Origin of the sequence: Cellulomonas sp. Root137 (assembly GCF_001426725.1) — a bacterium.
GTDB lineage: Bacteria > Actinomycetota > Actinomycetes > Actinomycetales > Cellulomonadaceae > Cellulomonas.
Genome location: NZ_LMFG01000001.1, coordinates 2,443,469 through 2,470,039, shown reverse-complemented (window position 1 = coordinate 2,470,039; position 26,571 = coordinate 2,443,469). Strand labels below are relative to the sequence as shown.

At 73.4% G+C, this 26,571-nt stretch carries 18 protein-coding genes; 11 read left to right on the top strand and 7 right to left on the bottom strand.

Annotation, left to right across the window (positions count from 1 at the left end):
* Nucleotides 1-62: 62 nt before the first annotated feature.
* Nucleotides 63-647 carry a hypothetical protein gene (locus ASD18_RS11630; protein WP_056090868.1) on the top strand — a complete coding sequence of 195 codons (585 nt, stop codon included), beginning with the start codon at nucleotides 63-65 and terminating at the stop codon, nucleotides 645-647.
* Nucleotides 648-724: 77 nt separating this feature from the next.
* Nucleotides 725-1,552 (top strand): alpha/beta fold hydrolase, encoded by an 828-nt coding sequence (locus ASD18_RS11625; RefSeq protein ID WP_056090865.1) that lies wholly within the window; start codon nucleotides 725-727, stop codon nucleotides 1,550-1,552.
* Here the strand turns inward: ASD18_RS11625 and ASD18_RS11620 are convergent.
* The 4 genes from ASD18_RS11620 to ASD18_RS11605 are packed head-to-tail and all read right to left on the bottom strand — an operon-like array spanning nucleotide 1,521 to nucleotide 7,027.
* Nucleotides 1,521-2,231, bottom strand: a complete 711-nt coding sequence (locus tag ASD18_RS11620) for a triacylglycerol lipase (RefSeq protein ID WP_056090863.1) — start codon at nucleotides 2,229-2,231, stop codon at nucleotides 1,521-1,523. The two genes, ASD18_RS11625 and ASD18_RS11620, sit on opposite strands and share 32 nt — an antisense overlap.
* A 28-nt stretch (nucleotides 2,232-2,259) precedes the next feature.
* A complete protein-coding gene (gene hrpB / locus ASD18_RS11615; protein ID WP_200938534.1) occupies nucleotides 2,260-4,755 on the bottom strand; it encodes an ATP-dependent helicase HrpB in 2,496 nt (831 codons plus the stop codon).
* Nucleotides 4,756-4,772: 17 nt separating this feature from the next.
* The gene (locus tag ASD18_RS11610; protein WP_082573802.1) at nucleotides 4,773-5,579 is read right to left on the bottom strand and encodes a YrhK family protein; all 807 of its coding nucleotides are present in this window, start codon (nucleotides 5,577-5,579) and stop codon (nucleotides 4,773-4,775) included.
* A gap of 35 nt (nucleotides 5,580-5,614) precedes the next feature.
* Entirely contained in the window at nucleotides 5,615-7,027 is a 1,413-nt protein-coding gene (locus ASD18_RS11605; RefSeq protein ID WP_056090861.1) for a glutamate decarboxylase, read from the bottom strand.
* A gap of 222 nt (nucleotides 7,028-7,249) precedes the next feature.
* Here ASD18_RS11605 and ASD18_RS11600 point away from each other — a divergent pair, with 222 nt between their 5' ends.
* The 5 genes from ASD18_RS11600 (at nucleotide 7,250) to ASD18_RS11580 (ending at nucleotide 14,282) form a co-directional block, all read left to right on the top strand.
* Nucleotides 7,250-8,701, top strand: coding sequence for an SDR family oxidoreductase (locus ASD18_RS11600; RefSeq protein ID WP_056090858.1), 1,452 nt, complete (start codon nucleotides 7,250-7,252; stop codon nucleotides 8,699-8,701).
* Between the two features lie 43 nt (nucleotides 8,702-8,744).
* Entirely contained in the window at nucleotides 8,745-9,536 is a 792-nt protein-coding gene (locus ASD18_RS11595) for a transglutaminase family protein (protein WP_056090856.1), read from the top strand.
* 22 nt (nucleotides 9,537-9,558) lie between these two features.
* Nucleotides 9,559-10,278, top strand: a complete 720-nt coding sequence (locus ASD18_RS11590; protein WP_056090853.1) for a potassium channel family protein — start codon at nucleotides 9,559-9,561, stop codon at nucleotides 10,276-10,278.
* A gap of 1 nt (nucleotide 10,279) precedes the next feature.
* Nucleotides 10,280-11,632: a CoA transferase gene (locus ASD18_RS11585; RefSeq protein WP_235522331.1), complete on the top strand. Its 1,353-nt coding sequence runs from the start codon at nucleotides 10,280-10,282 to the stop codon at nucleotides 11,630-11,632.
* Between the two features lie 121 nt (nucleotides 11,633-11,753).
* Nucleotides 11,754-14,282: a hypothetical protein gene (locus tag ASD18_RS11580; protein ID WP_056090850.1), complete on the top strand. Its 2,529-nt coding sequence runs from the start codon at nucleotides 11,754-11,756 to the stop codon at nucleotides 14,280-14,282.
* 10 nt (nucleotides 14,283-14,292) lie between these two features.
* Here the strand turns inward: ASD18_RS11580 and ASD18_RS11575 are convergent, their stop codons facing one another.
* Nucleotides 14,293-15,642, bottom strand: a complete 1,350-nt coding sequence (locus ASD18_RS11575) for a DUF6421 family protein (protein ID WP_056092133.1) — start codon at nucleotides 15,640-15,642, stop codon at nucleotides 14,293-14,295.
* Nucleotides 15,643-16,242: 600 nt separating this feature from the next.
* Here ASD18_RS11575 and ASD18_RS11570 point away from each other — a divergent pair.
* Nucleotides 16,243-17,331: a glutamate--cysteine ligase gene (locus tag ASD18_RS11570; RefSeq protein WP_369817270.1), complete on the top strand. Its 1,089-nt coding sequence runs from the start codon at nucleotides 16,243-16,245 to the stop codon at nucleotides 17,329-17,331.
* Here the strand turns inward: ASD18_RS11570 and ASD18_RS11565 are convergent.
* Nucleotides 17,328-18,557, bottom strand: a complete 1,230-nt coding sequence (locus tag ASD18_RS11565) for an NAD(P)/FAD-dependent oxidoreductase (protein ID WP_056090847.1) — start codon at nucleotides 18,555-18,557, stop codon at nucleotides 17,328-17,330. The two genes, ASD18_RS11570 and ASD18_RS11565, sit on opposite strands and share 4 nt — an antisense overlap.
* A gap of 147 nt (nucleotides 18,558-18,704) precedes the next feature.
* On the opposite strand from ASD18_RS11565, the gene glgX reads away from it, so the two are divergent.
* Genes glgX through treZ form a run of 3 tightly spaced genes read left to right on the top strand, consistent with a single transcriptional unit; the run spans nucleotide 18,705 to nucleotide 25,260 of the window.
* Nucleotides 18,705-20,960: a glycogen debranching protein GlgX gene (gene glgX / locus ASD18_RS11560; protein WP_056090844.1), complete on the top strand. Its 2,256-nt coding sequence runs from the start codon at nucleotides 18,705-18,707 to the stop codon at nucleotides 20,958-20,960.
* Nucleotides 20,957-23,467 carry a malto-oligosyltrehalose synthase gene (treY, locus tag ASD18_RS11555; RefSeq protein WP_056090841.1) on the top strand — a complete coding sequence of 837 codons (2,511 nt, stop codon included), beginning with the start codon at nucleotides 20,957-20,959 and terminating at the stop codon, nucleotides 23,465-23,467. The genes glgX and treY overlap by 4 nt, the downstream gene beginning before the upstream one ends.
* 5 nt (nucleotides 23,468-23,472) lie before the next feature.
* Entirely contained in the window at nucleotides 23,473-25,260 is a 1,788-nt protein-coding gene (gene treZ / locus ASD18_RS11550; RefSeq protein ID WP_056092128.1) for a malto-oligosyltrehalose trehalohydrolase, read from the top strand.
* On the opposite strand, the gene zapE is transcribed toward treZ, so the two are convergent.
* Complete coding sequence (gene zapE, locus ASD18_RS11545; RefSeq protein WP_056090836.1) at nucleotides 25,257-26,291, bottom strand: cell division protein ZapE; 1,035 nt, start codon at nucleotides 26,289-26,291, stop codon at nucleotides 25,257-25,259. The two genes, treZ and zapE, sit on opposite strands and share 4 nt — an antisense overlap.
* Nucleotides 26,292-26,571 lie beyond the last annotated feature (280 nt).

The window sequence follows — 26,571 nt, the reverse complement described above, 5'->3', positions numbered from 1 at the left end:
GGACATATCGGAGATCCACACCCCGGTCCCGAACGCGGGACCCAGCACGGAGGGAAATCGCCATGGCCACCATCCATCCCGAGGCGCGGACCTCGACCCACCCCGCAGTCCTGGTCGAGGACGACGTCGTCACGTCCGCGACGGGCCGTCGTTGGCTCGCCGTCACCCGGCTCGCCACGGGGTTCATCTTCCTCTGGGCGTTCCTCGACAAGACGTTCGGGCTGCACTACAGCACGGCCGCCGCGGTGGCCGAGGGCGACCCGAGCCTCTCGTGGCTCGACGGCGGGACGCCGAGCCAGGGGTTCATGCAGTTCGCCACCATCGGCCCGTTCAAGGACGCCTTCGCCTCGATGGCGAGCCCCGTGACGGACTGGCTGTTCATGCTCTGCCTGCTCGGTGTCGGCGTCGCCGTGATGCTCGGCATCGGTCTACGGATCTCGGCCGTCGCCGGTTCGCTGCTCATGGTCCTCATGTGGGCGGCCGAGTGGCCGTTCATCCAGGGCTCGAACAACCCGCTGGTCGACTACCACATCATCTACGCGCTCGTCCTGATCGTGTGCGCGACGCTCCTCGCCGGAGACACCTGGGGCCTCGGCCGCCGGTGGGCGCGGATCCCGCTCGTGCAGCGGTTCAGCTGGCTGCGGTGACAGCACTCACCCAGCTGGCGCAACGGCACCCCGATCTCGGGGTGCCGTTGGTGTGTGCGCTCTGACACGATCGGGCTGTGAGCGTCGACGACGGCGGATGGACAGAGAGCACCCTCGAGGTGCACGGGCACCAGGTGTTCTACCGCATCAGCGCGGACGTCCCCGGTGCGCTACCGATCGTGCACGTGCACGGCTTCGCGATCTCGGGCACCTACCTGATGCCCACCGCCCGGCTGCTGGCGGCCCGTGCGACGAACGTGGTACCCGACCTGCCGGGCTACGGCCGGAGCGAGGACTGGGACTACACGCTCGGCATCCCCGCGCTCGCGGTCGCCGTCCTCGACATCCTCGACGCCTTCGGCTTCGAGAAGGTCGTCCTCGTCGGCAACTCCATGGGCTGCCCGGTCAGCCTCGAGGTGGCGCACGCGGCGCCCGAGCGCGTCGACCGCATCGTGCTCGTCTCCCCCGCCGGCGGGGTGCACAACCAGGGGCTCGGCCGGGCCGTCCGGCAGCTGGCGATCGACGGCGCGCGCGAGAACCGGCGGATGGCGCGGGTGGCGGTGCCGGACTACCTGCGGTTCGGTCCGGTCAACACGTTCCACCTCTTCAGCGAGCTCACCCGGTTCCCGTCGCTCGAGCGGCTGCTCAAGGTTCAGGTGCCGACGCTGGCGGTGATCGGCAGCAGGGACCCTCTGATGGCTCCGCCGGCCCGGGTGCGCGAGGTCGGACGGCTCGCGGGCGACCACACCACCGTGGCCCTCATCGAGGGGGCCGCGCACGCGGTGAACTTCAGCCACCCGGGCGAGCTCGCGCACGTGATCTCGTCGTGGCTGGACGGCGTCGAGATCGTCGACGACCCCGACCAGCCGGGGTTCACGCGGGTGCTGCAGCTGCCCCGGGAGTGAGCAGCCGCTCCAGCAGCAGCGCGTGCAGACGGGGGTCGGCCAGCGGCCGGAAATGACCCGGGGTGTCCAGCACGATCTCGTGCGCTCCCTCGAGCGCGCTGCCCCCCGGGATGTGCGGATCCCAGTGGCTGTAGACGGACGTGATCCGGGCGTTCACGTCGCGCTCGGCCGCGAGCGCCACGATCGTCGCGTCGGTCGGCCGGAACGCGCGCACGGACGGGGCGAGGAACCACCGGGCGAGGACGGACCCCGCGAACGGGGTGTTGACCGCGATCATGGAGTCGACCCGGCCGTCGGGGTCCTCGCGCAGCATCGCGAGCTTGCCGATCAGCCCGCCCTTGCTGTGGGCCACGAGCACGACGTCGCGCAGGTCACGGTCTGTCAGGTAGCGCCCGAGGACGCTCGCACCGAACGGGACGGGCCGGCGGTTGTTGCCCAGGTCGGGCAGCACGTGCACCCGGACGCCGTGCTCGTGCAGGAGCGTGGCCAGCGGGAGCAGGAAGTGCCACGACTCGTAGACGCCAGGGACCAGGACGACCGGCGGCCCCACCGGGTGCTCCGGCCGGCGCAGGTCGTCGGGGTCGGTGCGGGACACGATCCCGGCCGCCTGCCAGCCGAGCACGGCGGCGTAGTCGCGCACGCGCCACCACGTCTGGCGGGCGATCGTGGACGGCGGCATGGGCCCATCGTCGCGCACGCGCCCGGACCTACCGGCGCACGCCGCGCACCGGGGCGGCGGCCAGCGGGTCGTCCGGCCACGCATGCTTCGGGTACCTGCCCCGCAGCTCGGCCCGGACCTGCGGGTAGCCCGTGCGCCAGAACGACTCCAGGTCCGCGGTCACGGCGGCCGGACGGCCGGCGGGCGACAGGAGGTGCAGGAGCACGGGGACGCGTCCGTCGGCCAGCCGCGGGGTCGCGCGCCACCCGAACGTCTCCTGCAGGCGGACCGGGAGGACCGGCTGGTCGCCGGTGTAGTCGACGCGCACCTGCGACCCGCTGGGCACGGCCAGCCGCTCCGGGGCGAGCGCGTCGAGCCGGCTCGCGTCGGGCCACGGCAGCAGCCGCCGGAGCGCCTGCAGGACGTCGACGCGGCCCAGGTCCCGAGCGCCCCGGACTCGGGCGAGATCGGGACCGAGCCACTCCTCCAGGTGCGCGAGCAGCGCGGCGTCCGACACGTCCGGCCACGGGGCGCCCAGGGCGCGGTGCAGGAACGCCATCCGGTGCCGCAGGGTCGTCGCCGCCTCCGACCAGCGCAGCAGGGCGAGACCGTCGCGGGACAGGCCGTCGCGCAGCGCATCGACGACGAGGGCCGGCGACGGGCTCGGCAAGGGGACGGACGTCAGCTCGATCGCGCCGAGCCGCCGCACGCGCCGGGCGACGACGGTGCCGTTCGACCAGGACACGTCGTCCTCCTCCCGCAGCAGGGCCGGGGCCGCCTCCAGCGCGAGGCCCTGGTCGATCGGGGCCGCGGACCGGATCGTCGCGTCCCGGCGTGCGGCCCCGCGGTCGGCGTCCGCGATCGCGAGCCACGGCTGGCCCACCAGAGCGGACCCCGGCGGGAGCGACGCACCCGTCCCCGAGGTCATCAGGTACGTCGACCCACCGGGTCGGAGGCGGGCGAGGCGGTCCGGGTGGGCGAGAGCGACGAGCAGCCCCACCGCGAGGTCGTCCGTGAGGTGCTCGGTGCGCGCGGTCCCCGGGACCGAAGCCTGCAGGCGACCCACCTGGGTGCGCCACGCCCCCGACTGCGGGCCTCCTCGGCGCAGCGCGCGCAGGGCCGCCGCGAGGTCACCACCGGGCGCACGCACGTCGTCGGCGAGCAGGGCGACGACCTCCGCGGCGCGTCGGGCGCCGACGAGCGCTGCTCCGTCGAGGAGCGCCCGGCCGAGCCGCGGGTCGACCGGGATCGCCGAGACCGCCCTCCCGCGCGCGGTGGGGTGCCCGTCTGCGTCGACGACGCCGAGCCCGACGAGGGTCGTGTGCGCCACCGTCATCGCCGCGGCCGGTGGCGGGTCGAGCAGGGCGAGGCCGTCGCCGTACGGGCTCCCCCAGCACGCCAGCTCCAGTGCGAACGCGGTGAGGTCCGCCGTGAGGATCTCGGGCTGCGGGTGCGCGACCAGCCGGGCGTGGTCGTGGGCGGACCAGCACCGGTACACGGCCCCGGGACCTTCGCGCCCTGCGCGGCCGGCGCGCTGCTCGGCGGACGCGCGGCTGACTGACACGGTGACCAGTCCGGCGAGCCCGCGCGCGTGGTCGGTGCGCGGCTCGCGCGACAGGCCGGCGTCGACCACCAGCCGGACGCCCGGCACGGTGAGCGAGGACTCGGCGACGGCGGTCGACACCACGACCCGTCGACGGGTACCCGGCGTGAGTGCTCGATCCTGCTCGGCGGCCGGCAGGCGACCGTGCAGCGGGCGCACGTCGGCGTCGAGACCGCCGAGCCGCCGTGCGACGCCGTCGACCTCACCCGCGCCGGGCACGAAGACCAGGACGTCCCCGGTGCGCTCGTCCAGGGCGCGTCGCACCGTCGAGGCGACATGGTCGAGGAACGCGGGCGTCACCCCGCGGTCGTCCGTCCGGGCGGTGCGCGCGGGTGCCGGGCACCAGAGGGTCTCGACCGGGAACAGCACCCTGGGGACGGCCACCACCGGCGCCGGCTCGGCACCACCGAGGAGGGCGGCCGTCCGCTCGGCCTCGACCGTGGCCGACATGGCGACCACCACGAGGTCCTCGCGCAGGTTCGCCCGCACGTCGACCAGCAGCGCCAGCGCGAGGTCGTCGACCAGGTGCCGCTCGTGCACCTCGTCGAGGACGACCGCGGCGACGCCGGGCAGCTCCGGGTCCCGCTGGAGACGGCGCAGCAGCACCCCGGTGGTGACCACCTCGACGCGGGTCGCCGCGCTGCTCCGGCTCTCCCCCCGGACGGAGAAGCCGACGGTCCGCCCGAGCGGTTCGCCCAGCAGCTGCGCGAGGCGGCGCGCGGCCGCGCGGGCGGCGATCCGGCGTGGCTGGGTCACGACGACGCGGCCCCGCACCGCCGCGGCGACCGCGGGCGGGACGAGCGTGGTCTTGCCCGTCCCCGGCGGCGCCTGCACCACGACGACGCCGCGGGCACGGATCGCGGCGACCACGTCGGCCAGCCCGTGGCGCACGGGCAGGTCGGGCGGGTCGGCCAGCAGCCGGCCGATCGGGTCGTCGTCCACGGATGGAGTCTGAGGGGTCAGGACGGCGAACGCTCCCTCGCCGACTCCACGGGCAGCAGGACGGCGCCGATCAGGAAGCACACCGCGCCGAGGAGCGTGCCGAGGTTGACCAGCGGGAGGTTGGCCAGCTCGCCGGTGGAGCGCAGGTACCGGGCGGCGACGGCAGCCACCCCGAACGCGACCGACCCGGCGAGGTTGAGCGCCGCGATGCTCCACCCCACCGACCGGTCGGACCGCGGCAGGATCCCGCGGTTGACCTCGGCGTACGCGAGCCAGCTGGCCACGAGGAAGCAGATCGAGCCGCCGACGTCCGGCGCCCAGACGAGGTGCCGCTCCTGCGCGAGCGTCAGGTCCGACCGCGTCGCGGCGAACGTGCTGAGGTTGAAGAACACCGTCCCCACGAGCTGGACCAGCACCGCCCAGAAGTCGATCCGTCGCGGCTGCCAGCCCACCAGCGACGCCAGCCGGCCGGGACGGGGTGAGTCGGCGAGCACTCCTGCGGGCGCCCGCAGGGTCTCGTGGAGCTGGAGGTAGGCGGCCGACGTGAAGAAGATCGACCCGACGAAGAACGTCCAGCCCACGACGGCCGGGTCGACCTGGTCGAAGAACAGCGGCAGCGACCCGAGCGCGAAGCAGAGCGACCCGATCGCGAACAGACCGCCGATCCACCAGCTCAGGGCGCTCGCCGCACCACCGTGAGGAGCGTCTCCCCGCAGGCCGAGGCCCTTGCGGTGCCGCCGCGAGCTCCACTCCACCTCGCTGCCGTCCGGCCGCGCCAGCACGGCGTGCGTGACGAATCCGAGCGGCCCGCGCCGACGAACCACCCGCCAACCCGCCGGGAGGTCAGGGAACGCAGAGGTCACTTCGCGAGACCGGTGCGCGCCTTGCTCCGGGCGGCCGCGTGCGCCGGGGACGTCCACAGGTCCGGCTTGGCGCTCGGGCGCTGGACCGGCTGCTCGGCGGCGAGGTCGTCCCACGCCTTCATCAGGTCGCGCAGCAGCTGCTCGACCATGAGGCGGCTCAGGTCGAGCCGGACCACCACGCGCAGCAGGTGCACGGCGTCGGCGTCCGGCGGCAGGCTGTACGCCGGGACGATCCAGCCGTCCTCCCGCAGCCGCGCCGACAGGTGGTAGACGTCGAACCCCGGGTCGCCCTTGAGGGTGAACGTGACGACCGGTTCCGCCAGCCCCGGGTTGAGGATCTCGAACCGCCCGCTGGCCTCGAGGCTCTCGTTGAGGAACCGCGCGTTGGCCAGCATCGTCTCCACGATCGAGGTGTAGCCGCTGCGACCCAGCCGCAGGAAGTTGTAGAGCTGCGCCTGGATCATGGCCGAGCCGCGGGAGAAGTTGAACGTGTACGTCGGCTGCGCACCGCCCAGGTAGTTGACGCTGAACACCAGGTCCTCCGGCAGCCGCGTCGCGTCGCGGAAGATCAGCCAACCGACCCCCGGGTAGACCAGGCCGTACTTGTGGCCGGACGCGTTGATCGACGCCACCTGCTTGAGCCGGAAGTCCCAGCGCAGGTCGGGCTCGGCGAACGGGGCGATGAACGCACCGCTGGCCCCGTCCACGTGCAGCGGGACGTCCCAGCCCTTCTCCGCCTTGATCCGCACCAGCAGGTCGTTGATCTCCTCGATCGGGTCCGCCTCGCCGATGTGCGTGGTGCCCAGCACCGCGCCGACCGCGATCGTGTTCTCGTCGACGTGCGCCTCCACGTCGTCGGCGCTGAGCACGAACCGGTCCGGCTGCATCGGGATCTTGCGCATCTCCACGTCGAAGTAGTTGGCGAACTTGTCCCAGACCACGTGGGTCTCCGCGCCGAACACCACGTTGGGCCGGTCCGTCGGCAGGCCCGCGGCCCTGCGGCGGTCCCGCCACGCGCGCTTGTGGGCGAGCAGGCCGAGCATGATCGCCTCGGAGGACCCGATCGTCGCCACGCCGACCACCGTGGACGGGTCGGGGGCGTGGAAGAGGTCGCCGAGCATGTGCACGCAGGCCTCCTCGATCAGCGACGCCGCCGGGTACTCCTCGTGGTCGATGTGATTCTTGCGCAGCGCGTCGTGGATCAGCTTCTCGGCCTGCGGCTCCATCCACGTGGTGACGAAGGACGCCAGGTTGAGGGTCTCCCGGCCGTCGAGCATCAGGCCCGTGTGCAGGAGCTCGTAGGCCTCGTCCGGATCGAGCCCACCTGCGGGGAACGTGCTGCGGTCGACGTGCTCCCGGAAGCTGGGTCGACCGTGGATCGGGCCATGGGGATCGGACGTCTCGCTCACCTGTGCTCCTCCAGTTCCTGCCGGAGCTCAGGCTGGACTGCCGTCCCCCGGCGCGCACCCACGAGTCCGAACGTAGACCCGCGGCAGCCGTTCTGTCCCGGTTCGTCCGGCGTCCCGGGGGCGCCACGGGCCGCCGGGTAGAATCGACCGATCCCCGCCTGCCCGGCTCTCGTGCTCCCCTGCCCGTCGGCCACCCCCTGTCGACCAGCTAGGAACCGCACGATGACTGCCGTGAGCACAGCCCCCGAGACCGTGGACGGCGTCGACGCCGCCGAGCTCGACGTCTTCCTGCGCGTCGCGGACCAGATCAGCAGGCTGCCGTCCGACCACCCGCACCTCGCTCTGGCGCGGCGGGCGACCTCCGCCCTGTTCAAGGCCGCCAAGAAGCAGCGCCGCGCCGAGAAGCGAGACGCCATCAGCGCGGCCGACCGCGCGGTCGTCCACGCGACGGCCACCGGCAGCCCGGGCCGCATCGACGATGAGACCCAGGGCATCCCGCTCGTCTCCAGCGTGCAGGGCGCCACCGCCGGCACGCTGCTCAAGGCGCGGCCCTGCTACATCTGCAAGGAGCCGTACGTCGAGGTCGACGCGTTCTACCACCAGCTGTGCCCCGCGTGCGCGCGGCTCAACCACGCCAAGCGCGACGCCCGGACCGACCTGACCGGCAAGCGCGCGCTGCTCACGGGCGGCCGCGCCAAGATCGGCATGTACATCGCGCTGCGGCTCCTGCGGGACGGCGCGACGACGACCATCACCACCCGGTTCCCCCGCGACGCCGCGCGCCGGTTCGCCGCGATGCCCGACAGCGCGGACTGGCTGGACCGCCTGAGCATCGTCGGCATCGACCTGCGCGACCCGGCCCAGGTGGTCGCGCTCGCAGACTCCGTGGCCGCGCAGGGGCCGCTCGACATCCTCATCAACAACGCCGCGCAGACCGTCCGCCGCTCCCCCGGCGCGTACACGCACCTGGCCGACGCGGAGCTGGAGCCGCTGCCCGACCGCCCGCTGCCGCAGATCACGACGTTCGGCCGCACCAGCAGCGCCCACCCCGTGGCGCTCGCCGGGTCCGTCACCGAGCTCACGAGCATCTCGGCCGGTGCCGTCGCGACGTTGGCACTGACCGCCGAGCACGCCTCGCTCGAGCGGCTCGTGGCCGGCACCGCGATCGACGCGGGTGGCCTGGTGCCCGACACGGCGGAGACCAACAGCTGGGTCCACACGGTGGACCAGGTGGACCCGATGGAGCTGCTCGAGGTCCAGCTGTGCAACCAGACGGCGCCGTTCATCCTGGTCAGCCGCCTGCGCAGCGCGATGCGTGTGCCGGGACGCGCCTACGTGGTCAACGTGTCCGCCATGGAGGGCGTCTTCTCCCGCGGCTACAAGGGCCCCGGACACCCGCACACCAACATGGCCAAGGCCGCGCTCAACATGCTGACCCGCACCAGCGCCACCGAGCTGGCCACCGACGGCATCCTCATGACCAGCGTCGACACCGGCTGGATCACCGACGAGCGCCCGCACCCGACCAAGGTCCGGCTGGCCGAGGAGGGTTTCCACGCCCCCCTCGACCTCGTCGACGGAGCCGCTCGCGTGTACGACCCGATCGTGCGCGGCGAGGCCGGCGAGGACCTGTTCGGCTGCTTCCTCAAGGACTACGTGCGCTCCGCCTGGTAGCCACCGGGAGGCGGGCGGCGCCCGGGTGCACCACCATGAGCGCGTGCATCGCGACATGAGCGCCCACCTGTCCCTCGACGTCACCTCCCCCGCCACCCTCGCGTTCGAGCTGGCCGTGTCCACCCAGGTCGCCGCCCGCGAGTCGCTGAGGATCACCCTCGACGGGACACCGATCGAGGCGAAAGAGGTCCCCGACCACCACGGGACGCGGCTGCACGTCGTCCGGGCGGAGGTCGGCCGGCTCGTCCTGGACTACTCCGCGTCGATCGACGGCCGCGCCGTACCGGTCACCTCCGACGAGGCGGACCTGCTGCGGTACCTGCGCCCGAGCCGGTACTGCGAGTCCGACACGCTCGGACCGACCGCCTACGCCGAGTTCGCCGGCCTGCACGGGTTCGACCTGCTCGCCGCGGTGAGCTCCTGGGTGGGCTCGCGCCTCTCGTACGTGCCGGGATCGAGCCTGCCGACCGACGGCGCCGTGCAGACGCTCCTGGCGCGCAAGGGCGTGTGCCGCGACTACGCGCACCTCGTGATCACCCTCCTGCGCGCGCTGGACGTCCCCGCGCGGCTCGTGTCGGTGTACGCCCCGGGACTGTCCCCCATGGACTTCCACGCCGTCGCCGAGGCGAACCTGGACGGCCAGTGGTACGTCGTCGACGCGACCACGCTGGCCCCCCGCTCGACCCTGGTCCGCATCGCGACGGGCCGCGACGCCTCCGACACCGCCTTCCTCAACGTGCACCACGGCTACGCCAACCTCACGGAGCTCGAGGTGACCGCGGTCGCGGACGTGCTGCCGAACGACGACGTGCGGGATCTCGTGACGATCGGCTGACCCGACCGCTAGCCTCCGGAAGGTGACAGGACCGGACGAACCCGGCACGGCGCCACCTCCCCGGCGCCGGTCCTTCCTCGCCCGTCGGACCGGGACGGACGACTTCGGCATCGTCCTGAGCCTCCTGGTCACCGCGTACGTCGCCTTCGCGCTGAGCTCGGACCAGTGGGTCGAGATCCTCGTCCTCGTCCTCTACCTGTTCACGCTCGGCCTCGCGGTCCGGACGTCCCAGCCGATGCCGCACCAGCGGCGGTTCGTGCGCATCGTTCTCGTCGTCTCCGCGCTCGTCGCGCTCGTCGCGCTCACCGTCCTCCCGCAGCCGACCGCGGACGGGGTCCTCGACGGCGTGGTCTGCGTGATCCTCATGACCGCGCTGGTGGTCATCCTCGACCGGATCCTGCGCCGGACCGCCGTGACCGTGCAGTCGCTGGCGGGCGCCCTGAGCGCGTACCTCATCATCGGGATGTTCTTCGCGAGCCTCTTCGGCGTGATCGACGTGCTGACGCCCGGCCCGTTCTTCGCGTCCGGAGAGGCGGCGAACGCGCGCTCGTTCCAGTACTTCTCCTACACGACCCTGACCACGCTGGGGTACGGCGACTACACGGCCGCCCTGTTCCCGGGGCGCAGCATCGCCACGTTCGAGGCGCTCGTCGGTCAGGTGTTCCTGGCCGTCCTGGTCGCGCGCCTGGTCGCCGCGTTCCACGGCCGCGCGGAAGCCGTCCTGCCCGAGCACACCGAGTGACGTGGACGCCGCCACCGCGCAGGCCTGGGGCGCCCTGGGCGGACCTCCCGACCTCGCCGGGAACGTGGAGCTGGTCGGTACCCCCGGCCTGAGGTCCGCACTGCCGGTGAGCGAGCTCGCGCGTGCCACCGTGGCCGTCTGCTCGCTCGCCGCGGCCGAGCTCCACCGGCTGCGCACCGGCGGCGACCTCCCGGCGGTGCGGGTCGACGAGGGGGCGGTGGCGGTCGCGTTCACCAGCGAGCGCCACCTGCGGGTCGACGGCCGGCCGATCCCCCTGTTCGCGCCGCTGTCCGGGTTCTGGCGGTCCGCCGACGGATGGGTCCGCACGCACGCCAACTACCCGCACCACCGCGCGCGCCTGCTGGCCTCGCTGGGGATCCCCGACGCCGGCGACGACGCCGACCTCGTCCGTCGACTCACGTCCGTGCTTGCGGAGCGTCCGGCGCTCGACGTGCAGGAGGACGTCTACGCGGCCGGCGGCCTGGCCGTGGCGGTCGCCCCGCCGCGGACGAGCGACGAACCCCTCCTCGAGACGCGCACCGCGGGCACCACCGACCCACGCCCGCTGCGACCCAGCACGCTGCCCGCCGCCGGTCTCCGGGTCCTCGACCTGACGCGTGTGCTCGCCGGCCCGGTGGCCACCCGCACGCTCGGGCTGCTCGGTGCAGACGTCCTGCGCGTCGACGCCCCGTGGCTGCGCGAGGACGACGGCACCCACATCGACACCGGGTTCGGCAAGCGCTCCACGCGGCTCGCGCTCGAGGACCCCGCCGACCGCGCGACGTTCGAGGAGCTCCTCAGGGCCGCGGACGTGCTCGTCCTCGGCTACCGTCCGGGCGCGCTGGACCGGTACGGCCTCGACGACGACGCGCTGCGGGAACGACGGCCCGGCCTGGTCGTCGCCCGGCTCTGCGCCTGGGGGTGGCAGGGTCCGTGGGCCGGCCGGCGGGGGTTCGACAGCCTGGTGCAGGCCGGCACCGGCATCGCGGTGGCCGAGCAGGACGCCGACGGCCGACCGGGGACCCTGCCCGCCCAGGCGCTGGACCACGGGACGGGCTACCTGATCGCCGCGGCCGTCCTGCGGGCGCTCACCGAGCGTGCGACGACGGGGGCGACGCACCACGTCCGGCTGTCGCTGGCGGGCACCGCGGCCTGGCTGCTCGGCGGGGTGGTGTCCCAGCCCCGGACCTCGGCGGCACCGGACCCGCCCGATCGCTGGCTGGCCGAGACGCCGTCGCCGTACGGGGACCTCCGGCACGCGCGCTCGCCCGTCGCGGTCGCCGGTGTGCCCGACGACTGGGACCGTCCCCCGAGCCGCTGGGGCACCGACAGCCCTCGGTGGACCGGCGGCTGAGCCTGCCCGCCCACCGGGCCGTCGTATCTGTTCGGCTGTCCAGCACTCTTCTCCTCAGGGACGACGTCCCTCTCGTCGGTGGATCGGTGGGCACGCACGGTGCCCCCAGCTGGAGGCAGCCATGGCGCTCGATCAGGGGTCCGCCGGCCTGGTGCCGGGACCGGTCGCACTCGACGGGCTGACCGAGATCCGGGTGCACGGCGTCGGCGGCACCAGCCCGGAGTCGCTGCTCGGCGACCTGGAGCCGACCCGCGTCGCCGGTGACCGCGTGGCGGGGTTCTTCCGCACCCGGGACGCGCGCGGGCGCCACCGCGAGGCGTACTCCTGGGGCGGCCTCACCTCCCGGAGCCGCACGCGCGCCCTCTGGGCCCTGCTGCTGCCGTCGATGTTCGCGAACATGGCGGGCTGGATGGCACGCCGCTGGGTCATGTCCGGCGACCAGGAGGACGACGAGCCCGCCACGATCTGGGTGTTCCGCTGGTTCGCGCGCCTGGCCGCCCTCGCGCTCACGCTGAGCACCGCGGTGATGGTCACCATGCTGTTCACCGACATCGTCGCGTACCAGTGCGGCGGGATGGAGAGCTGCCGGCGCGAGAGCTGGTGGACCGACACCGCCGACCGCTGGCTGCCCGTCGACGATCCCGGGCAGCGGATCGCCGTCGGCGCGGCCGCGGCCACTCTGGTCGCCCTCGTGTTCGCCCTGCTCGCCCGGCACACCCGTTCCGCGTACGAGCGCGTCGAGCCGCCGACCCCGATCAGCGGCGACCAGGGCGCGCTCGGCTCGCCCGTGCTCGACTTCGACCCGCAGCCGTCCCGCCGGTGCGCGGCCGCCCAGGAGGGCGGGCTGCGGCACCCCGAGTTCTGGTCGGGCCTGCGCTGGCACATCTTCCTGTCGCGCCTGCACCTGTCCGCCTGCCTCGGCGTCGTCGCCCTGCTGCTCGGGTCGTCGGTGTCCGCGCTGGGCGACGGCTCGACCGCCCGGATCGGCACGGTCGCTGCGGTCGCGGCCGGCGCCGGGCTCGTCGCCGTCATGGGGCTCCTGGCGTTCGACGACGCCCAGCCCGCTCTCGCCACCGCGGTCCTGGTGCTCACGCTCGGCGCCCTCGTCCTGGCCGTCGGCGGCGCCCTGTCGCTCCCGGCCGTCGCCGGACCGGAGGGCATGCTGCCCGGGTCGCGCTGGGCAGTGAACGTCGTCTGGGGTGCCAGCCTCGCTCTCCTGCTGCCGCTGGCCGGCCAGCAGGTCGGCGCCTGGGTCTTCCGGATGGTCAAGGCCCGGCAGCTCCGCGCGCAGGAGCTGACGATCCCGCGGATCAGCCTGTTCCCGTGGGCGGCCCCGTTCGTCATGAACGCCGTCGCCCTGATCGTCGCGAACACCGTCCTGCTGTCCGCGATCGTGTACGTCGGTCGCGTCCTGGGCACGGTCATCTGGGGGTTCGGACCGGAACCGGGCCAGGAACCCGTCCGGGGTGCCATCTACATCCCCGAGGCGGTCGGGTCGCTGGCGTCGATGCTGTCGCTGGGCCTGATCACGCTCTTCGTCGTCTTCGGGATCGGCTTCTGGGTCGCGATGAACCGGACGCGCACCCGGACGGCCCCGGCGGTGGAGGAGCGGCTGCGGCAGCAGTACGCCGATGCGGGGATCCCCCCGCAGGCGCCGGACGCATCCGTCCGCACCGAGGCGGGCTGGTGGCGGTCGGCGTTCGACCCGCCCCTGTTCGGCAAGGGCGGCTCCGAGCCCGGTGGCCGGCCCACCCGCTGGGTCCGCAAGGTCGCGCTCATGCGGTTCGTCGGCGACCACTCCCGCGCCGTCGCCATCCCGCTGGTGATCGCGACGGCGGGCGGGGTGCTCGGCCTGATCTTCTTCCTCACGTGCGTGTGGGTGCTGCGCAGCGGGACGCCCATGTTCCTCGTCGACGTCGGGACGACCGTCGCGGTGGCCTTCCCGCCGCTCTACGTGCTGATCCTGGCGAGCGCCTGGCGCAACGAGCGGTGGCGTCGCGTGCTGGGCACGCTCTTCGACGTCGGCAGCTTCTTCCCCCGCGCGTTCCACCCGTTCGCGCCGCCCGCGTACGCCGAGCGCGCGGTCCCCGAGCTGACCCGCCGGATCTGGCGCCTGCACGACAGCGGCGGCCGTGTCGTCCTCACCGCCCACTCCCAGGGGAGCGTCATCGCCGCCGCCGTGGTCGGACGCCGGTCGCCGGAGCGCGGGGCGGACGAGCCGACCATCGGCGTGGTCACCCTGGGCTCACCGCTCGGCAAGCTCTACCGCTGGGCGTTCCCGGCCCTGTTCAGCGACGGGTTCCTCGCGGGCATCGCGGACGGCCGTGCCGGGATCGGGCCGGTCCTCTGGACGAACGTGTTCTACGCGACCGACTACATCGGCGGCGCGGTGCGCACCGGCGACTCCACGCTGCCGGACACGGTCGACCTCGAGCTGGTCGACCCCCCGACGCACCGGTACATCGCCGACCAGCCGCTGCCGCGCGTCCTCAGCCACACCGGTTACTGGCACGACCCGGCGTTCTGGGGCCAGGTCGACGCGATGTGCGACCGGACGACGGCCGCCGGCCCACCGCGCGTCACCGGCAACGGCTCCGCGCACCAGGACACGATCGCCCCGGACCCCCGCACCCCGGTGAACTACCTCTGAGCAGCCCCGCTCAGGCGGTGATCCCGCTGGTGGAGGCCACGACGTCGCCGATCTTGCGGGACAGCGCCTCGTAGAACATCGACAGCGGGAACTCGTCGTCCAGCACCGCGTCGGTGAACCCCTTCGGCGGACCGTCCAGCGGCAGGTCGCCGCGCGCCCACACCGAGGCCGGGTGCGGGGTCACCGTGCCGGACACCAGCGCGTACGCGGCGAGCCAGTGCGCGGTCTTGGGCCGGTCGATCGAGCGCCAGTACAGCTGCTCGATCTGCTCGGCCAACGCGATCACGGCGTCGGGCACCTGCGGCCAGTCGATGGTGAGGCGCGAGTCGGTCCAGTGCAGGACGTGGTGCTGGTGCAGCCAGGCGAACAGCAGCTGACCGCCCAGCCCGTCGTAGTTGCGCACCCGGGACCCGGTCACGGGGAACCGGAACAGGCGGTCGAACAGGATCGCGTACTGCACGTACCGCGCGTGCGGGACGCCCTCGCCCTCGAGCCGCACCGCCGCCCGGAAGGCGGTCAGGTCGCACCGCAGCTCCTCCAGCGAGTAGAGGAAGTACGGCATCCGCTGCTTGATCATGAAGGGGTCGAACGGCAGGTCACCGCGCATGTGGGTGCGGTCGTGCACCAGGTCCCACAGGACGAACGTCTCCTCGGCGAGCCGCTGGTCGTCCAGCAGGCGGGCGGCGTCGGGCGGGAGCGCGAGGCGCGTCGTCTCCGCGGCGGCGCGGACCACCCGGCGGAACCGTGCGGCCTCCCGGTCCGCGAAGATCGCACCCCACGTGAACGTCGGCACCTCGCGGACCGCCACGGTCTCGGGGAACAGCACCGCCGAGTTGGTGTCGTACCCCGGCGTGAAGTCGAGGAACGTGACGGGGACGAAGAGCGCGTTGCTGAACTGCTCGGCCTCGAGACGCGCCACCAGCTCCGGCCAGCGGACCTGGAGCAGCACGGCCTCGACGCGCCGGTCGGTGCTGCCGTTCTGCGTGTACATGGGGAAGAGCACCAGGTGGGGCAGCCCGTCGACGCGCTGCCGCTGTGGCTGGAAGGCCAGGAGCGAGTCGAGGAAGTCCGGGACGGCGAACCCGGCGTCCGCCCATCGCGTGAGGTCCTTGCCCACCGCGGTCAGGTAGTCCTCGTCGTGCGGCAGCTCGGCCGCGAGGTCGCGCACGGACGCGCTGACCGTGTGCACGAGCTCCCGTGCGCGCGCATGGTGCGCCGCGTCGGGGATCGAGCCGTCCTTCACCTGCAGGGTCTGCAGCTCGGTGACGTCCTGCTTCAGGCGCGTCCAGGAGGGGTGCGCCGCGAGGTCCGACCGTCGCGTCGTGTCCGCCTCGAGGGCCGACGGTCGGGCGGCCCACACCAGCGCGTTGAGCAGGACCTCGGGCGACGGGTCGACACCCAGCACCAGGAACGCGCCGTCCGCGTCGCGGTTCCCCGCGGCGACGACGCTGCCCAGAGCCTGGCTCCCGGTCGCCGACCGCAGCACGGGCTGGGCGGACCCGCCGAGGTCGAGGGTCGCCCGCACCGGCAGCTCGACGTCGGTGGTCCAGGCCAGGAGGTCGTCCGCGGTGAGGTCCGCGGGGACGAGCCCGGTCGGCTGCGTGGCAGCCGCGGCGCGCACCACGACGCCGCGGGACGCCAGCACCTCGGTGACCTCCGGCGCCTCGGCACCGGTGGCCAGCGCGACGAGGTTCGCTCCACCGGACGCGCCGGCCGTCGAGGTCCCCGGCAGCAGGAGGACCACGTCAGGATCGTCGTCGGCCCCCACGAACGTCAGCCCGTGGCGCTCGAGGTGGGCTCGGTGCGGGGTCGGGAGGTCACCGGTCGCGTGGACGGTCGGGAACAGCCTCATGCGTCATCTCACCATTCGGACGGCAGCGTTACTGCACGGTACGTTCCGCGCGTCACGCGGTCAACGGTCGAGCAGGCGCGCCACCGCTGTCTCCCCCACACTGATCCGGTGCGAACCCTGGGCGTCGAGGAGGAGTTCCTGCTGGTCACGCCCGAGGGCAGACCGCAGCCGGTCGCCGCGGCAGTCCTGCGCCACGCGTCGTCCGCGGACCACCCGTCCTCGGACGAGCCCGGCGGCGACCTCGAGAAGGAGTTCAAGCTCGAGCAGATCGAGACCTCGACGCCCCCGCGGGCCCTCCTGACCGAGCTGGCGGCCGAGATCCGCGCCGGCCGGGCGCGGACGGACGAGATGGCCCGGCGCGCCGGAGCGCGGATCGCGGCCCTCGCCGCGGCCCCGCAGGTGGTGGAGTCGACGGTCCTTCCCGACCGGCGCGCGTTCGCCATCCGCGCCGAGTTCGGCCAGACCGCGCGGGACCAGCTCACGTGCGGGTGCCACGTCCACGTCTCGATCGACGACGACGAGGAGGGCGTCCGCATCCTCGACCACCTGCGGCCGTGGAACGCGGTGCTGCTCGCGCTGTCCGGCAACAGCCCGTCCTGGCAGGGCAGCGCCACGGGGTACGCGTCGTACCGCTCGCAGGTGTGGGGCCGGTGGCCGACGGCCGGCCCGACCGCGCCGTTCGGCGACGCAGCCGGGTACCGCGCCGTCATCGAGGACCTCCTGCGGACGGGGGCGATCCTCGACGAGGGGATGGTCTACTTCGACGCCCGCCTGTCGTCGCGCTACCCGACGGTCGAGGTGCGCGTCGCGGACGTGTGCCTCGACGCCGACGACGCGGCCCTGCAGGCGGCGCTCGTCCGCGGGCTCGCGGAGGCGGCCATGGGCGACCCGATGCCTCAACCGCGCACCGAGCTGCTGCGGGCCGCGACGTGGCGGGCCGCCCGCTCGGGGCTCACGGGCGACCTCGTGAGCCCGCTGACGGGCGAGCCGATGCCGGCCGCCGAGGTCGTCGGCCAGCTCGTCGAGCACGTCCGCCCCGCGCTCGCCGCCGCCGGGGACCTCGACTGGGTGGAACGCCACGTCTCCACCGTGCTGCGTCGCGGCAACGGCGCGATCCAGCAGCTCGGCTGGCGCGCCGAGGGCGCCGACGACGACGAGGTGGTCCGCCGCGCCGTCGACCGGACGCTGACCAGCTAGACCAGGTCGGCGAGCGGCACGTCCGGGTCCGCGAGGCGGTCGTGGTCGACCACCGCGCGGGACCGGATCAGCGCCTGCACGTCGTCGACCACGTCCCACACGTTGACGTTCATCCCGGCGAGCACCCGGCCGTCGCGCCGCCAGAACGCCACCAGCTCCCGGTTCTGCAGGTCACCGCGGACGACCACCTCGTCGTACCCGTGCGAGCCCACGTACCCGACGTACTCCATGCCCAGGTCGAACTGGTCGGTGAAGAAGTACGGCAGCCGGTCGTAGGGCTCGTCGGCGCCCACGACCGTCGCCGCGGCCGTGGACGGCTGGTTCAGCGCGTTCGCCCAGTGCTCGACGCGCACGTGCGTGCCCAGGAACGGGTGCTGCGCGCGGGCGATGTCCCCGACCGCGAGGACGTGCGGGTGCGACGAGCGCAGGTGGGCGTCGACGACCACGCCGTCCTCCACGTGCAGCCCCACGGACCTGGCCAGGTCGACCCGGGGTGCGGCGCCGATGCCGACGACCACCAGGTCGGCGTCGATCAGGGTGCCGTCCGCCAGCTCGACCGCACCGACACGCGTCCCGTCGCCGGCCGCGACGATCTCGGAGACCTCCGTCCGGGTCCGCAGGTCGACTCCGTTCTCGCGGTGGAGGTCCGCGAACATGGCCGCCAGCTCCGGGCCCAGCGCGCGCAGCAGCGGCTGGGGGTCGCGGACGAGCACGCTGACCGTGCACCCGGCGGCGCGCGCCGCTGCGGCGACCTCGAGACCGATCCACCCCCCGCCGATCACGACCACGCGTGGCGACGCGCTCAGCTGGGCGCGCAACCGGTCGCTGTCGTCGAGGGTGCGCAGGTGCACCACCCCCGTGAGCCCCGCACCGGGCACGTCCAGGCGCCGCGGCTCCGAGCCGGTCGCGAGCACGAGGTGGTCCCAGCCCGTCCGGGTGCGCGATCCGTCGAGGACGTCGTGGGCGGCGAGGTCGATCGCGGTGACCGTCGCGCCCAGTCGCAGGTCGACGTCGTGGTCCGCGTACCACCCGGCGGCGTGCACGAACGCGCTGTCGCGCTCGTCGCCGCCCTGCAGGTACCCCTTCGACAGCGGCGGCCGCTCGTACGGGCGCTCGGTCTCCGCACCGAACAGGACGACCCGCCCGTCGTACCCGCGCTCCCGCAGCCCCTCGACCGTCTTGGCGCCCGCCAGCCCGCCTCCCACGACCACGACCTGACCGTTCACGGCTGTCTCCGCTCTCGTCGGCCCACCCCGGATCGCCAGCGCACCAGGTCGTCGGCCGGAGCGCAACGCCTGGCGGTGTGTCGAACTCCACGCCCGATCGTCCTCGCCCCCCGCGCCAGATGGACGCCCGCCTGGCACCCTGGGCCCATGCTGATGTGGCCGGGACGCCCCTACCCCCTGGGCGCCACCTACGACGGGAGCGGGACGAACTTCGCCCTGTTCTCGGAGGTGGCCGAACGAGTCGAGCTCTGCCTGATCGCCGAGGACGGCACCGAGACCCGGTTGAACCTGACCGAGATCGACGCGTTCGTGTGGCACGGGTACCTGCCGGCGATCACCCCCGGGCAGCGCTACGGCTACCGCGTGCACGGTCCGAACGACCCGGCGCAGGGAGACCGTTGCAACCCGAACAAGCTGCTGCTCGACCCCTACGCCAAGGCGATCGACGGCCAGATCGACGGTGACCCGTCGCTGTACTCGTACCAGTTCGACGCACCCGAGACGCGCAACGACGACGACTCCGCCGCCCACACGATGACCTCCGTCGTCATCAACCCCTACTTCGACTGGGGCCACGACCGCCCGCCGCAGCACGAGTACCACGAGTCGGTCGTCTACGAGACGCACGTGCGCGGCCTCACCATGCAGCACCCCGCCGTGCCCGAGGAGCTGCGCGGCACCTACGCCGGACTGGCGCACCCCGCGGTCATCGAGCACCTCACGTCGCTCGGTGTGACAGCGGTCGAGCTGATGCCCGTGCACCAGTTCGTCAACGACCCGTCGCTCGTCGAGAAGGGGCTCTCGAACTACTGGGGCTACAACACCATCGGGTTCTTCGCGCCGCACAACGGCTACGCCGCGTTCCAGAACGCCGGCCAGCAGGTGCAGGAGTTCAAGGCGATGGTCAAGGAGCTGCACGCCGCGGACATCGAGGTCATCCTCGACGTGGTCTACAACCACACCGCCGAGGGCAACCACATGGGCCCGACGCTGAGCTTCCGCGGCATCGACAACGCCAACTACTACCGGCTCGTCGACGACGACCAGGCGCACTACTTCGACACCACGGGCACGGGCAACTCGCTGCTCATGCGCTCGCCGCACGTCCTCCAGCTGATCATGGACTCGCTGCGCTACTGGGTCACCGAGATGCACGTCGACGGCTTCCGGTTCGACCTGGCCGCCACGCTGGCCCGCCAGTTCCACGAGGTCGACCGCCTGTCGGCGTTCTTCGACCTGGTGCACCAGGACCCGATCGTCTCGCAGGTCAAGCTCATCGCCGAGCCCTGGGACGTCGGCGACGGCGGCTACCAGGTGGGTGGCTTCCCCCCGCTGTGGTCGGAGTGGAACGGCAAGTACCGCGACACGGTCCGCGACTTCTGGCGCGGCGAGCCGTCGACGCTCGGGGAGTTCGCCAGCAGGCTGACCGGCTCGTCCGACCTGTACGAGCACACCGGCCGGCGCCCGATCGCGAGCGTCAACTTCTTCACCGCCCACGACGGCTTCACGCTCAACGACCTCGTCTCGTACAACGAGAAGCACAACGAGGCGAACGGCGAGGGCAACAACGACGGCGAGAGCCACAACAGGTCCTGGAACTGCGGCGCCGAGGGCCCGACGGACGACACCTCGATCAACGCGCTGCGCGCGCGTCAGCGCCGGAACTTCCTCACCACCCTGCTGCTCTCGCAGGGCGTCCCGATGATCGCGCACGGCGACGAGCTGGGCCGGACCCAGCAGGGGAACAACAACGTCTACTGCCAGGACAGCCCGATCTCCTGGGTCGACTGGGACCTCGACCAGGAGAAGACCGACCTGCTCGAGTTCACGCGTCGGCTCGTGCGCCTGCGCCAGGACCACCCCGTGTTCCGGCGGCGCCGCTTCTTCGCCGGCGAGCCCGACCTGTCGGACGAGTCCGACCTGCTCGACCTGGCCTGGCTCGCGCCGGACGGTCACCACATGCGGGAAGAGGCCTGGGCCGCCGACCACGCGCGCGCCGTCATGGTGTTCCTCAACGGCGACGCGATCGCGGAGCCCGACCTGCGCGGGCAGGAGATCGTGGACGACAGCTTCCTCGTCCTGTTCAACGGGCAGCCCGACGCCGCCAGGTTCACGCTCCCGCAGAGCCGGTTCGGGGACGTGTGGACCGCGGTCGTGGACACCGACTCGCAGATCGAGGCCGGGACCAGGGTCGCGGCGGGCACCAGTCTCGAGCTTCGCGAGAAGTCGATCATCGTGTTCACCCGCCCCTCGATCGCTCCGTCGCCGACGTCGTCGGGCATCGGTGCGGTCGCGACGGCGGCGAGCGAGGCGGCCAAGCAGACCAGGGGCCGTCGCAAGCACGCGGAGCCCGCGGACGAGAAGCCGAAGCGCCGGACCACCCGCCCGCGCCCCAGCGCATGAGCGAACCCCGCCCGACGCCCACCCGCCGGCTGCCGACGGCGGGCAGGCCCGTGCCGGTCTCGACCTACCGGGTGCAGCTGGGCACGGACCTGACGCTCGACGACGTCGCGGCGCGGGTGCCGTACCTGGCCACGCTCGGGGTCACGCACGTCTACCTGTCGCCGATCCTGCGCGCCGCGCCGGGCTCGACGCACGGGTACGACGTCGTCGACCACGACGAGATCGCCCCCGAGCTCGGCGGCCTGCCGGCCCTGCGCCGGCTGGCCACGACCGCGCACGACGCCGGGCTGGGCCTCGTGCTCGACATCGTGCCCAACCACATGGCGGTCCCCACGCCGGTGTGGCACAACCGGGCGCTGTGGTCCGTGCTCGCCGAGGGTCCGGACTCCCCCTACGCCGACTGGTTCGACGTCGACTGGTCCGCGGGCGACGGTGCGGTGCTCATGCCCGTGCTCGGCGACCGCATCGGAGCCGTCCTCGGACGCGACGAGCTGGCGCTGGACGAGGTCGAGATCCCCGGCGAGGGGACGCGCACCGTCCTGCGCTACTACGACCACGTCTTCCCGGTCCGGCCCGGCACGGAGTCGCTGTCGCTCGCGGAGCTGGTCGAGCGCCAGCACTACCGCCTGGCGTACTGGCGGGTGGCCGACGAGGAGCTCAACTACCGGCGGTTCTTCGACGTCGGGACCCTCCTGGCGGTCCGCGTCGAGGACCCGGCGGTGTTCGACGCCACCCACGCGCTCGTCCTGTCACTGCTCGAGGACGGAACGATCGACGGCCTGCGCATCGACCACCCGGACGGTTTGGCCGACCCGGCCGGCTACCTGGCACGGCTGCGCGAGGCGAGCGGTGGCGCCTGGGTGGTCGTCGAGAAGATCCTCGAGGGCGCCGAGACGCTCCCACCCGACTGGGAGACCGCCGGCAGCACCGGCTACGAGGCGCTCTGGCGCATCCAGGAGACGTTCGTCGACCCCGGTGGTGCGGCGGTCCTCGGCGCCGTCATGCACCGCCTCACCGACGACACGTCCGACGCCTTCCCGGCGATCGCCGAGCAGGCCAAGCGCGAGATCGTCGACGGTCCCCTGTACGCCGAGGTGCACCGGCTGACCTCGCTGGCCGCGGACATCTGCCGCGACGACCTGCGCCTGCGCGACCACACGTGGCGCGCCCTCGAGGACTGCCTGATCGAGCTGCTCGTCGCGTTCGACCGGTACCGCGCGTACGTCGTCCCGGGCGAGCCGGTGCACCCGGAGTCGCTCGAGGTCATGCTCGCGGCGGCCGCGCACGCGCGGGGCCGGCTGTCCCCGGAACGCAGCGAGACCATGGACGTCGTCGTCGACCTCCTGCTCGGCCGCGAGGTCGGCAGCGCGGGGCGGACACGCGGCGCCCGGCGCGACGAGCTCATCGTGCGGTTCCAGCAGACGTGCGGCGCCGTGATGGCCAAGGGCGTCGAGGACACGGCGTTCTACCGCTGGACCCACCTGACCGGCCTGTGCGAGGTCGGCGGCGCACCGGAGCAGTTCGCCCTCACCCCCACCGACCTGTCCGCGTGGGCCGCCGAGCAGCAGGTCTCCGCACCCCTCGGCATGACGACGCTGTCCACCCACGACACCAAGCGCGGCGAGGACACCCGGTCGCGGCTCGGGGTCCTCAGCGAGCTGCCGCGCGAGTGGTCCGTGCTCGTCGACGGACTGCGCGCCGCCTCCGCGCCCTACCGGAGCGCCCTGCTCGACGGTCGCGCGGAGTACCTGCTCTGGCAGACGCTCGCGGGCACGTGGACCGACGACGGCCCGATCACCGAGGACCGGCTGGTCGAGTACCTGACCAAGGCGATCCGCGAGGCGAAGAGCCGGACCACGTGGACCGCGCCCGACGAGGCGTACGAGCGCGCGGTGCTCGACGCCGCACGGCAGGCCCTGCTCGACCCGACGGTCGCCGAGCTGCTCGGCGGCTGGGAGGTCCGGACCCGCCCGGCCGTCCGCGCGGCGACCCTGGGCACGAAGCTGGTCCAGCTGACCCTGCCGGGCATCGCCGACGTCTACCAGGGCACCGAGGTGCCGAACCCGGTGCTCGTGGACCCGGACAACCGCCGGTTCGTCGAGGTCGGTCCCCTCGCCGCCCGCCTCGCGCGCCTCGACGACGGCGCCGGTCCCCGGGACCTCGCCGACGAGAAGCTGCTGGTCACGTCCCGCGCGCTGCGTGTGCGCCGCTCGCTGCCCGAGGCGTTCGTCGGCCCGGACAGCGGGTTCCTGCCCCTGGCCCACTCGTCCGGGCACACGCTCACGTACGCCCGGACCGTGGCGGGCGACGCTCGCGTCGCGGTCGTCGCCACCCGGCTCGCGGCCGCGGTGGACCGCCTCGGCGGCTGGTCCGACCACACGGTCGCCCTGCCCGACGGCGACTGGCACGACGTGCTCACCGACCGACCCGTCGCCGGCGGCGTGGTGGACGTCGGCCCGGTGCTCGACCGCCTGCCCGTCGCCCTGCTCGTGCGGGCGGAGAGGTGACCCCGGTGCGGGCACGGGTCTGGGCACCCTCGGCCGAGCGCGTCGACCTCGTCGTGGGATCGTCGCGCACGTCGCTCTCCGCCGAGGACGGCTGGTGGTCCGACGACCGCGACCTGCCGCACGGCACCGACTACGCGTTCTCGGTCGACGGGAGCGATCCCCGTCCCGATCCGCGCAGCGCCTGGCAGCCGTCCGGGGTGCACGGCCCCAGCCGCGTGTTCGACGCGTCCGCCTTCCGGTGGAGCGACGACGGGTGGGCCGGCGTCGACGCCCGCGGGCACGTGACGTACGAGCTGCACGTCGGCACGTTCACCGCCGAGGGCACGTTGACCTCCGCGGTCGACCATCTCGACGAGCTCGTCTCCTTGGGGGTCGACCTGGTCGAGCTGCTGCCGGTCGCCCCGTTCAGCGGGGTCCACGGGTGGGGCTACGACGGCGTCGGCACGTTCGCGGTGCACGAGCCGTACGGCGGCCCGGCAGCGCTCCAGGCCTTCGTCGACGCCGCGCACGCTCGTGGCCTGGGCGTCTGCCTGGACGTCGTGCACAACCACATGGGCCCGTCCGGCAACTACCTGGGCGAGTTCGGTCCGTACTTCACCGACGCGCACCAGACCCCGTGGGGATCGGCGATCAACCTGGACGGGCCGGGGTCCGACGAGGTGCGCCGCTGGGTGTGCGACAGCGCGCTGCGCTGGTTCCGCGACTTCCATGTGGACGCCCTGCGACTGGACGCCGTGCACGCGCTCATCGACTTCTCGGACCGGCACCTGCTGTCCCAGCTGGCCGACGAGGTCGCCGCCCTCTCCGCCGACCTGGGCCGCCCCCTCTCCCTGATCGCCGAGTCCGACCTCAACGACCCGGTCTCGGTCACGCCGACCGCCGAGGGCGGCTGGGGCATGACGGCGCAGTGGGACGACGACGTGCACCACGCGATCCACGCGCTGGTCACCGGCGAACGGCACGGCTACTACGGCGACTTCGGCACCCCCGAGGTGCTGCACAAGGTCATGACCAGCGTGTTCCTGCACGACGGCGGCCTGTCCACGTTCCGCGGCCGCGACTGGGGCCGTCCTGTCCCGCCCGGCACCGACGGGCACCGGTTCGTCGTCGCGGCGTCGACCCACGACCAGGTGGGCAACCGTGCCCTCGGCGACCGCCCGTCGGCGCGCCTCGACCCCGGCCGCCTCGCGGTGGAGGCCGCCCTGGTCCTGCTGTCCCCGTTCAGCCCGATGCTGTTCATGGGCGAGGAGTGGGGCACCCGCACCCCGTGGCAGTTCTTCACCGACCACCCCGAGCCGGAGCTCGCCGCCGCCGTGCGGGACGGCCGCCGGCGCGAGTTCGGCGGCCACGGCTGGGACGTCCTGTACGGCGGCGACATCGAGGTGCCGGACCCGCAGGCGCCCTCCCCGTTCCGCGGCAGCATCCTCACGCGTGACGAGCTCGACGACCCGGCGCACCCCGAGCACCGCCGCCTGCTCGACTGGTACCGGACGCTGATCTCCGTGCGCCGGACCGTCCCGGACATCGCGGCCGGTGACCTCGCGGCGACCGACCTGGTCTGGGGCGGTGCGACCGAGGGCGGGCCGCAGGACGTGCCGTGGGACGGCTGGATGGTGCTGCACCGCGGCTCGGCGCGCGTCGTGATCAACCTGTCGGGCGAGGAGGTCGCGATCCCCGTGCACACGGACGGCCCGGTCGACGTGGTGGCAGCCTGGGACCCGGCGACGGTGGAACCGACTCCCGGCGGCGCGCTCGTTCTCGCCTGCCCGCGGTCCGTCGTCGTCCTCGCCTAACCGACGAGCGCCGCGCCGTCGGCGGCGAGCGAGCCCAGGCGCGACAGCGCGCGGTAGTACTTCTTGCGGTAGCCGCCGGCGAGCATCTCGGGCGAGAACAGGTCCTTCTCTCCCGCCCCGCCCAGCAGCACGGGCACGTCGCGGTCGTACAGCCGGTCCACGAGCACCACCAGCCGCAGCGCGACGTCCTGCGTGGGCACCGCGTGGACGCCCGTGAGCGCCACGAGCCCGACCCCGTCGAGCAGCGCGCCGTACCGGCTCGGGTGCACGGTCGCCAGGTGCTCGAGCAGGTCGCCGAAGTCGTCCAGGGTCGCGTCGTCCCGGCCGTCCGCGGCAGCCCGTACCGCGTCGTCGGAGAGCCCCTCGGCGTCCGTGACGACCGCGCGGTGCCGGTAGTCGTCTCCGTCGATGCGCAGGACCTCGAACCGGTCGGAGAGCGCCTGGATCTCCCGCAGGAAGTCGTCGGCGGCGAACCGGCCCTCCCCGAGCGAGCCGGGGAGGGTGTTCGACGTGGCGGCGAGGGCGACCCCGCGGTCGGCGAGCTCGCGCAGGAGGCGGGACATCAGGACGGTGTCGCCGGGGTCGTCGAGCTCGAACTCGTCGATGCAGACGAGGCGACGGGTGGCCAGCGCCTCCACGGTCGGCAGGAAGCCGAGGGCGCCGACGAGGTTGGTGTACTCGACGAACGTGCCGTAGGCGGCGTCCGCGACCCCCACGGCGTGCGCGAGCGACGCGAGCAGGTGGGTCTTGCCCACCCCGAACCCGCCGTCGAGGTAGATCGCGACCGGTGCGGACTTCGCGCGCTTCAGCCACGAGCGCGACGGTCCCCGCCGGATCTCCTCGGCGGCGGCCGAGAGCCGCTGCACGGCGGCGCGCTGCGAGGGGTGCGCGGGGTCCGGTCGGTAGGTGGCGAAGGACTCGTCGGCGAAGTGGCGCGGCGGGACGAGCTCGGCCAGCAGGCGGTCCGGCGGGACGACGGGCCGGCGCTCGGTCAGGCTGGGGGCGCCGCTCGGGGCGTCCGGGGAGGTCACGATCGAGCAGCCTACGTCGCGGTCGCGACGACCCCGAATCGCTACTGGATCGGTCTACTTATCGCTTTCTGGACGCGCGTCCCACATTTCGGCCGCACAATCTCATGATCCGGACGCCCTCTCCCGCGTTCCCCGTGCGCGTGACAACCTCGTCGGGTGATCGCCCCCGGGTTCCGCCTCTCGTGTCGGTGCATGTGCACCGTCGCCGCGGACCTGTGCGTGTGCTGCTGTCCGCGGAGCAACTGACCCCGCCCCTCGTCCCCCTCGGGCGCGCGGTCTG

Excerpts from the sequence above, each read along its gene's own strand:
- glgX (WP_056090844.1), top strand. The coding sequence starts at position 18,705 with ATGCTGATGTGGCCGGGACGCCCCTACCCCCTGGGCGCCACCTACGAC.
- ASD18_RS11620 (WP_056090863.1), bottom strand. The coding sequence starts at position 2,231 with ATGCCGCCGTCCACGATCGCCCGCCAGACGTGGTGGCGCGTGCGCGAC.
- ASD18_RS11600 (WP_056090858.1), top strand. The coding sequence starts at position 7,250 with ATGACTGCCGTGAGCACAGCCCCCGAGACCGTGGACGGCGTCGACGCC.
- ASD18_RS11630 (WP_056090868.1), top strand. The coding sequence starts at position 63 with ATGGCCACCATCCATCCCGAGGCGCGGACCTCGACCCACCCCGCAGTC.
- ASD18_RS11580 (WP_056090850.1), top strand. The coding sequence starts at position 11,754 with ATGGCGCTCGATCAGGGGTCCGCCGGCCTGGTGCCGGGACCGGTCGCA.
- treY (WP_056090841.1), top strand. The coding sequence starts at position 20,957 with ATGAGCGAACCCCGCCCGACGCCCACCCGCCGGCTGCCGACGGCGGGC.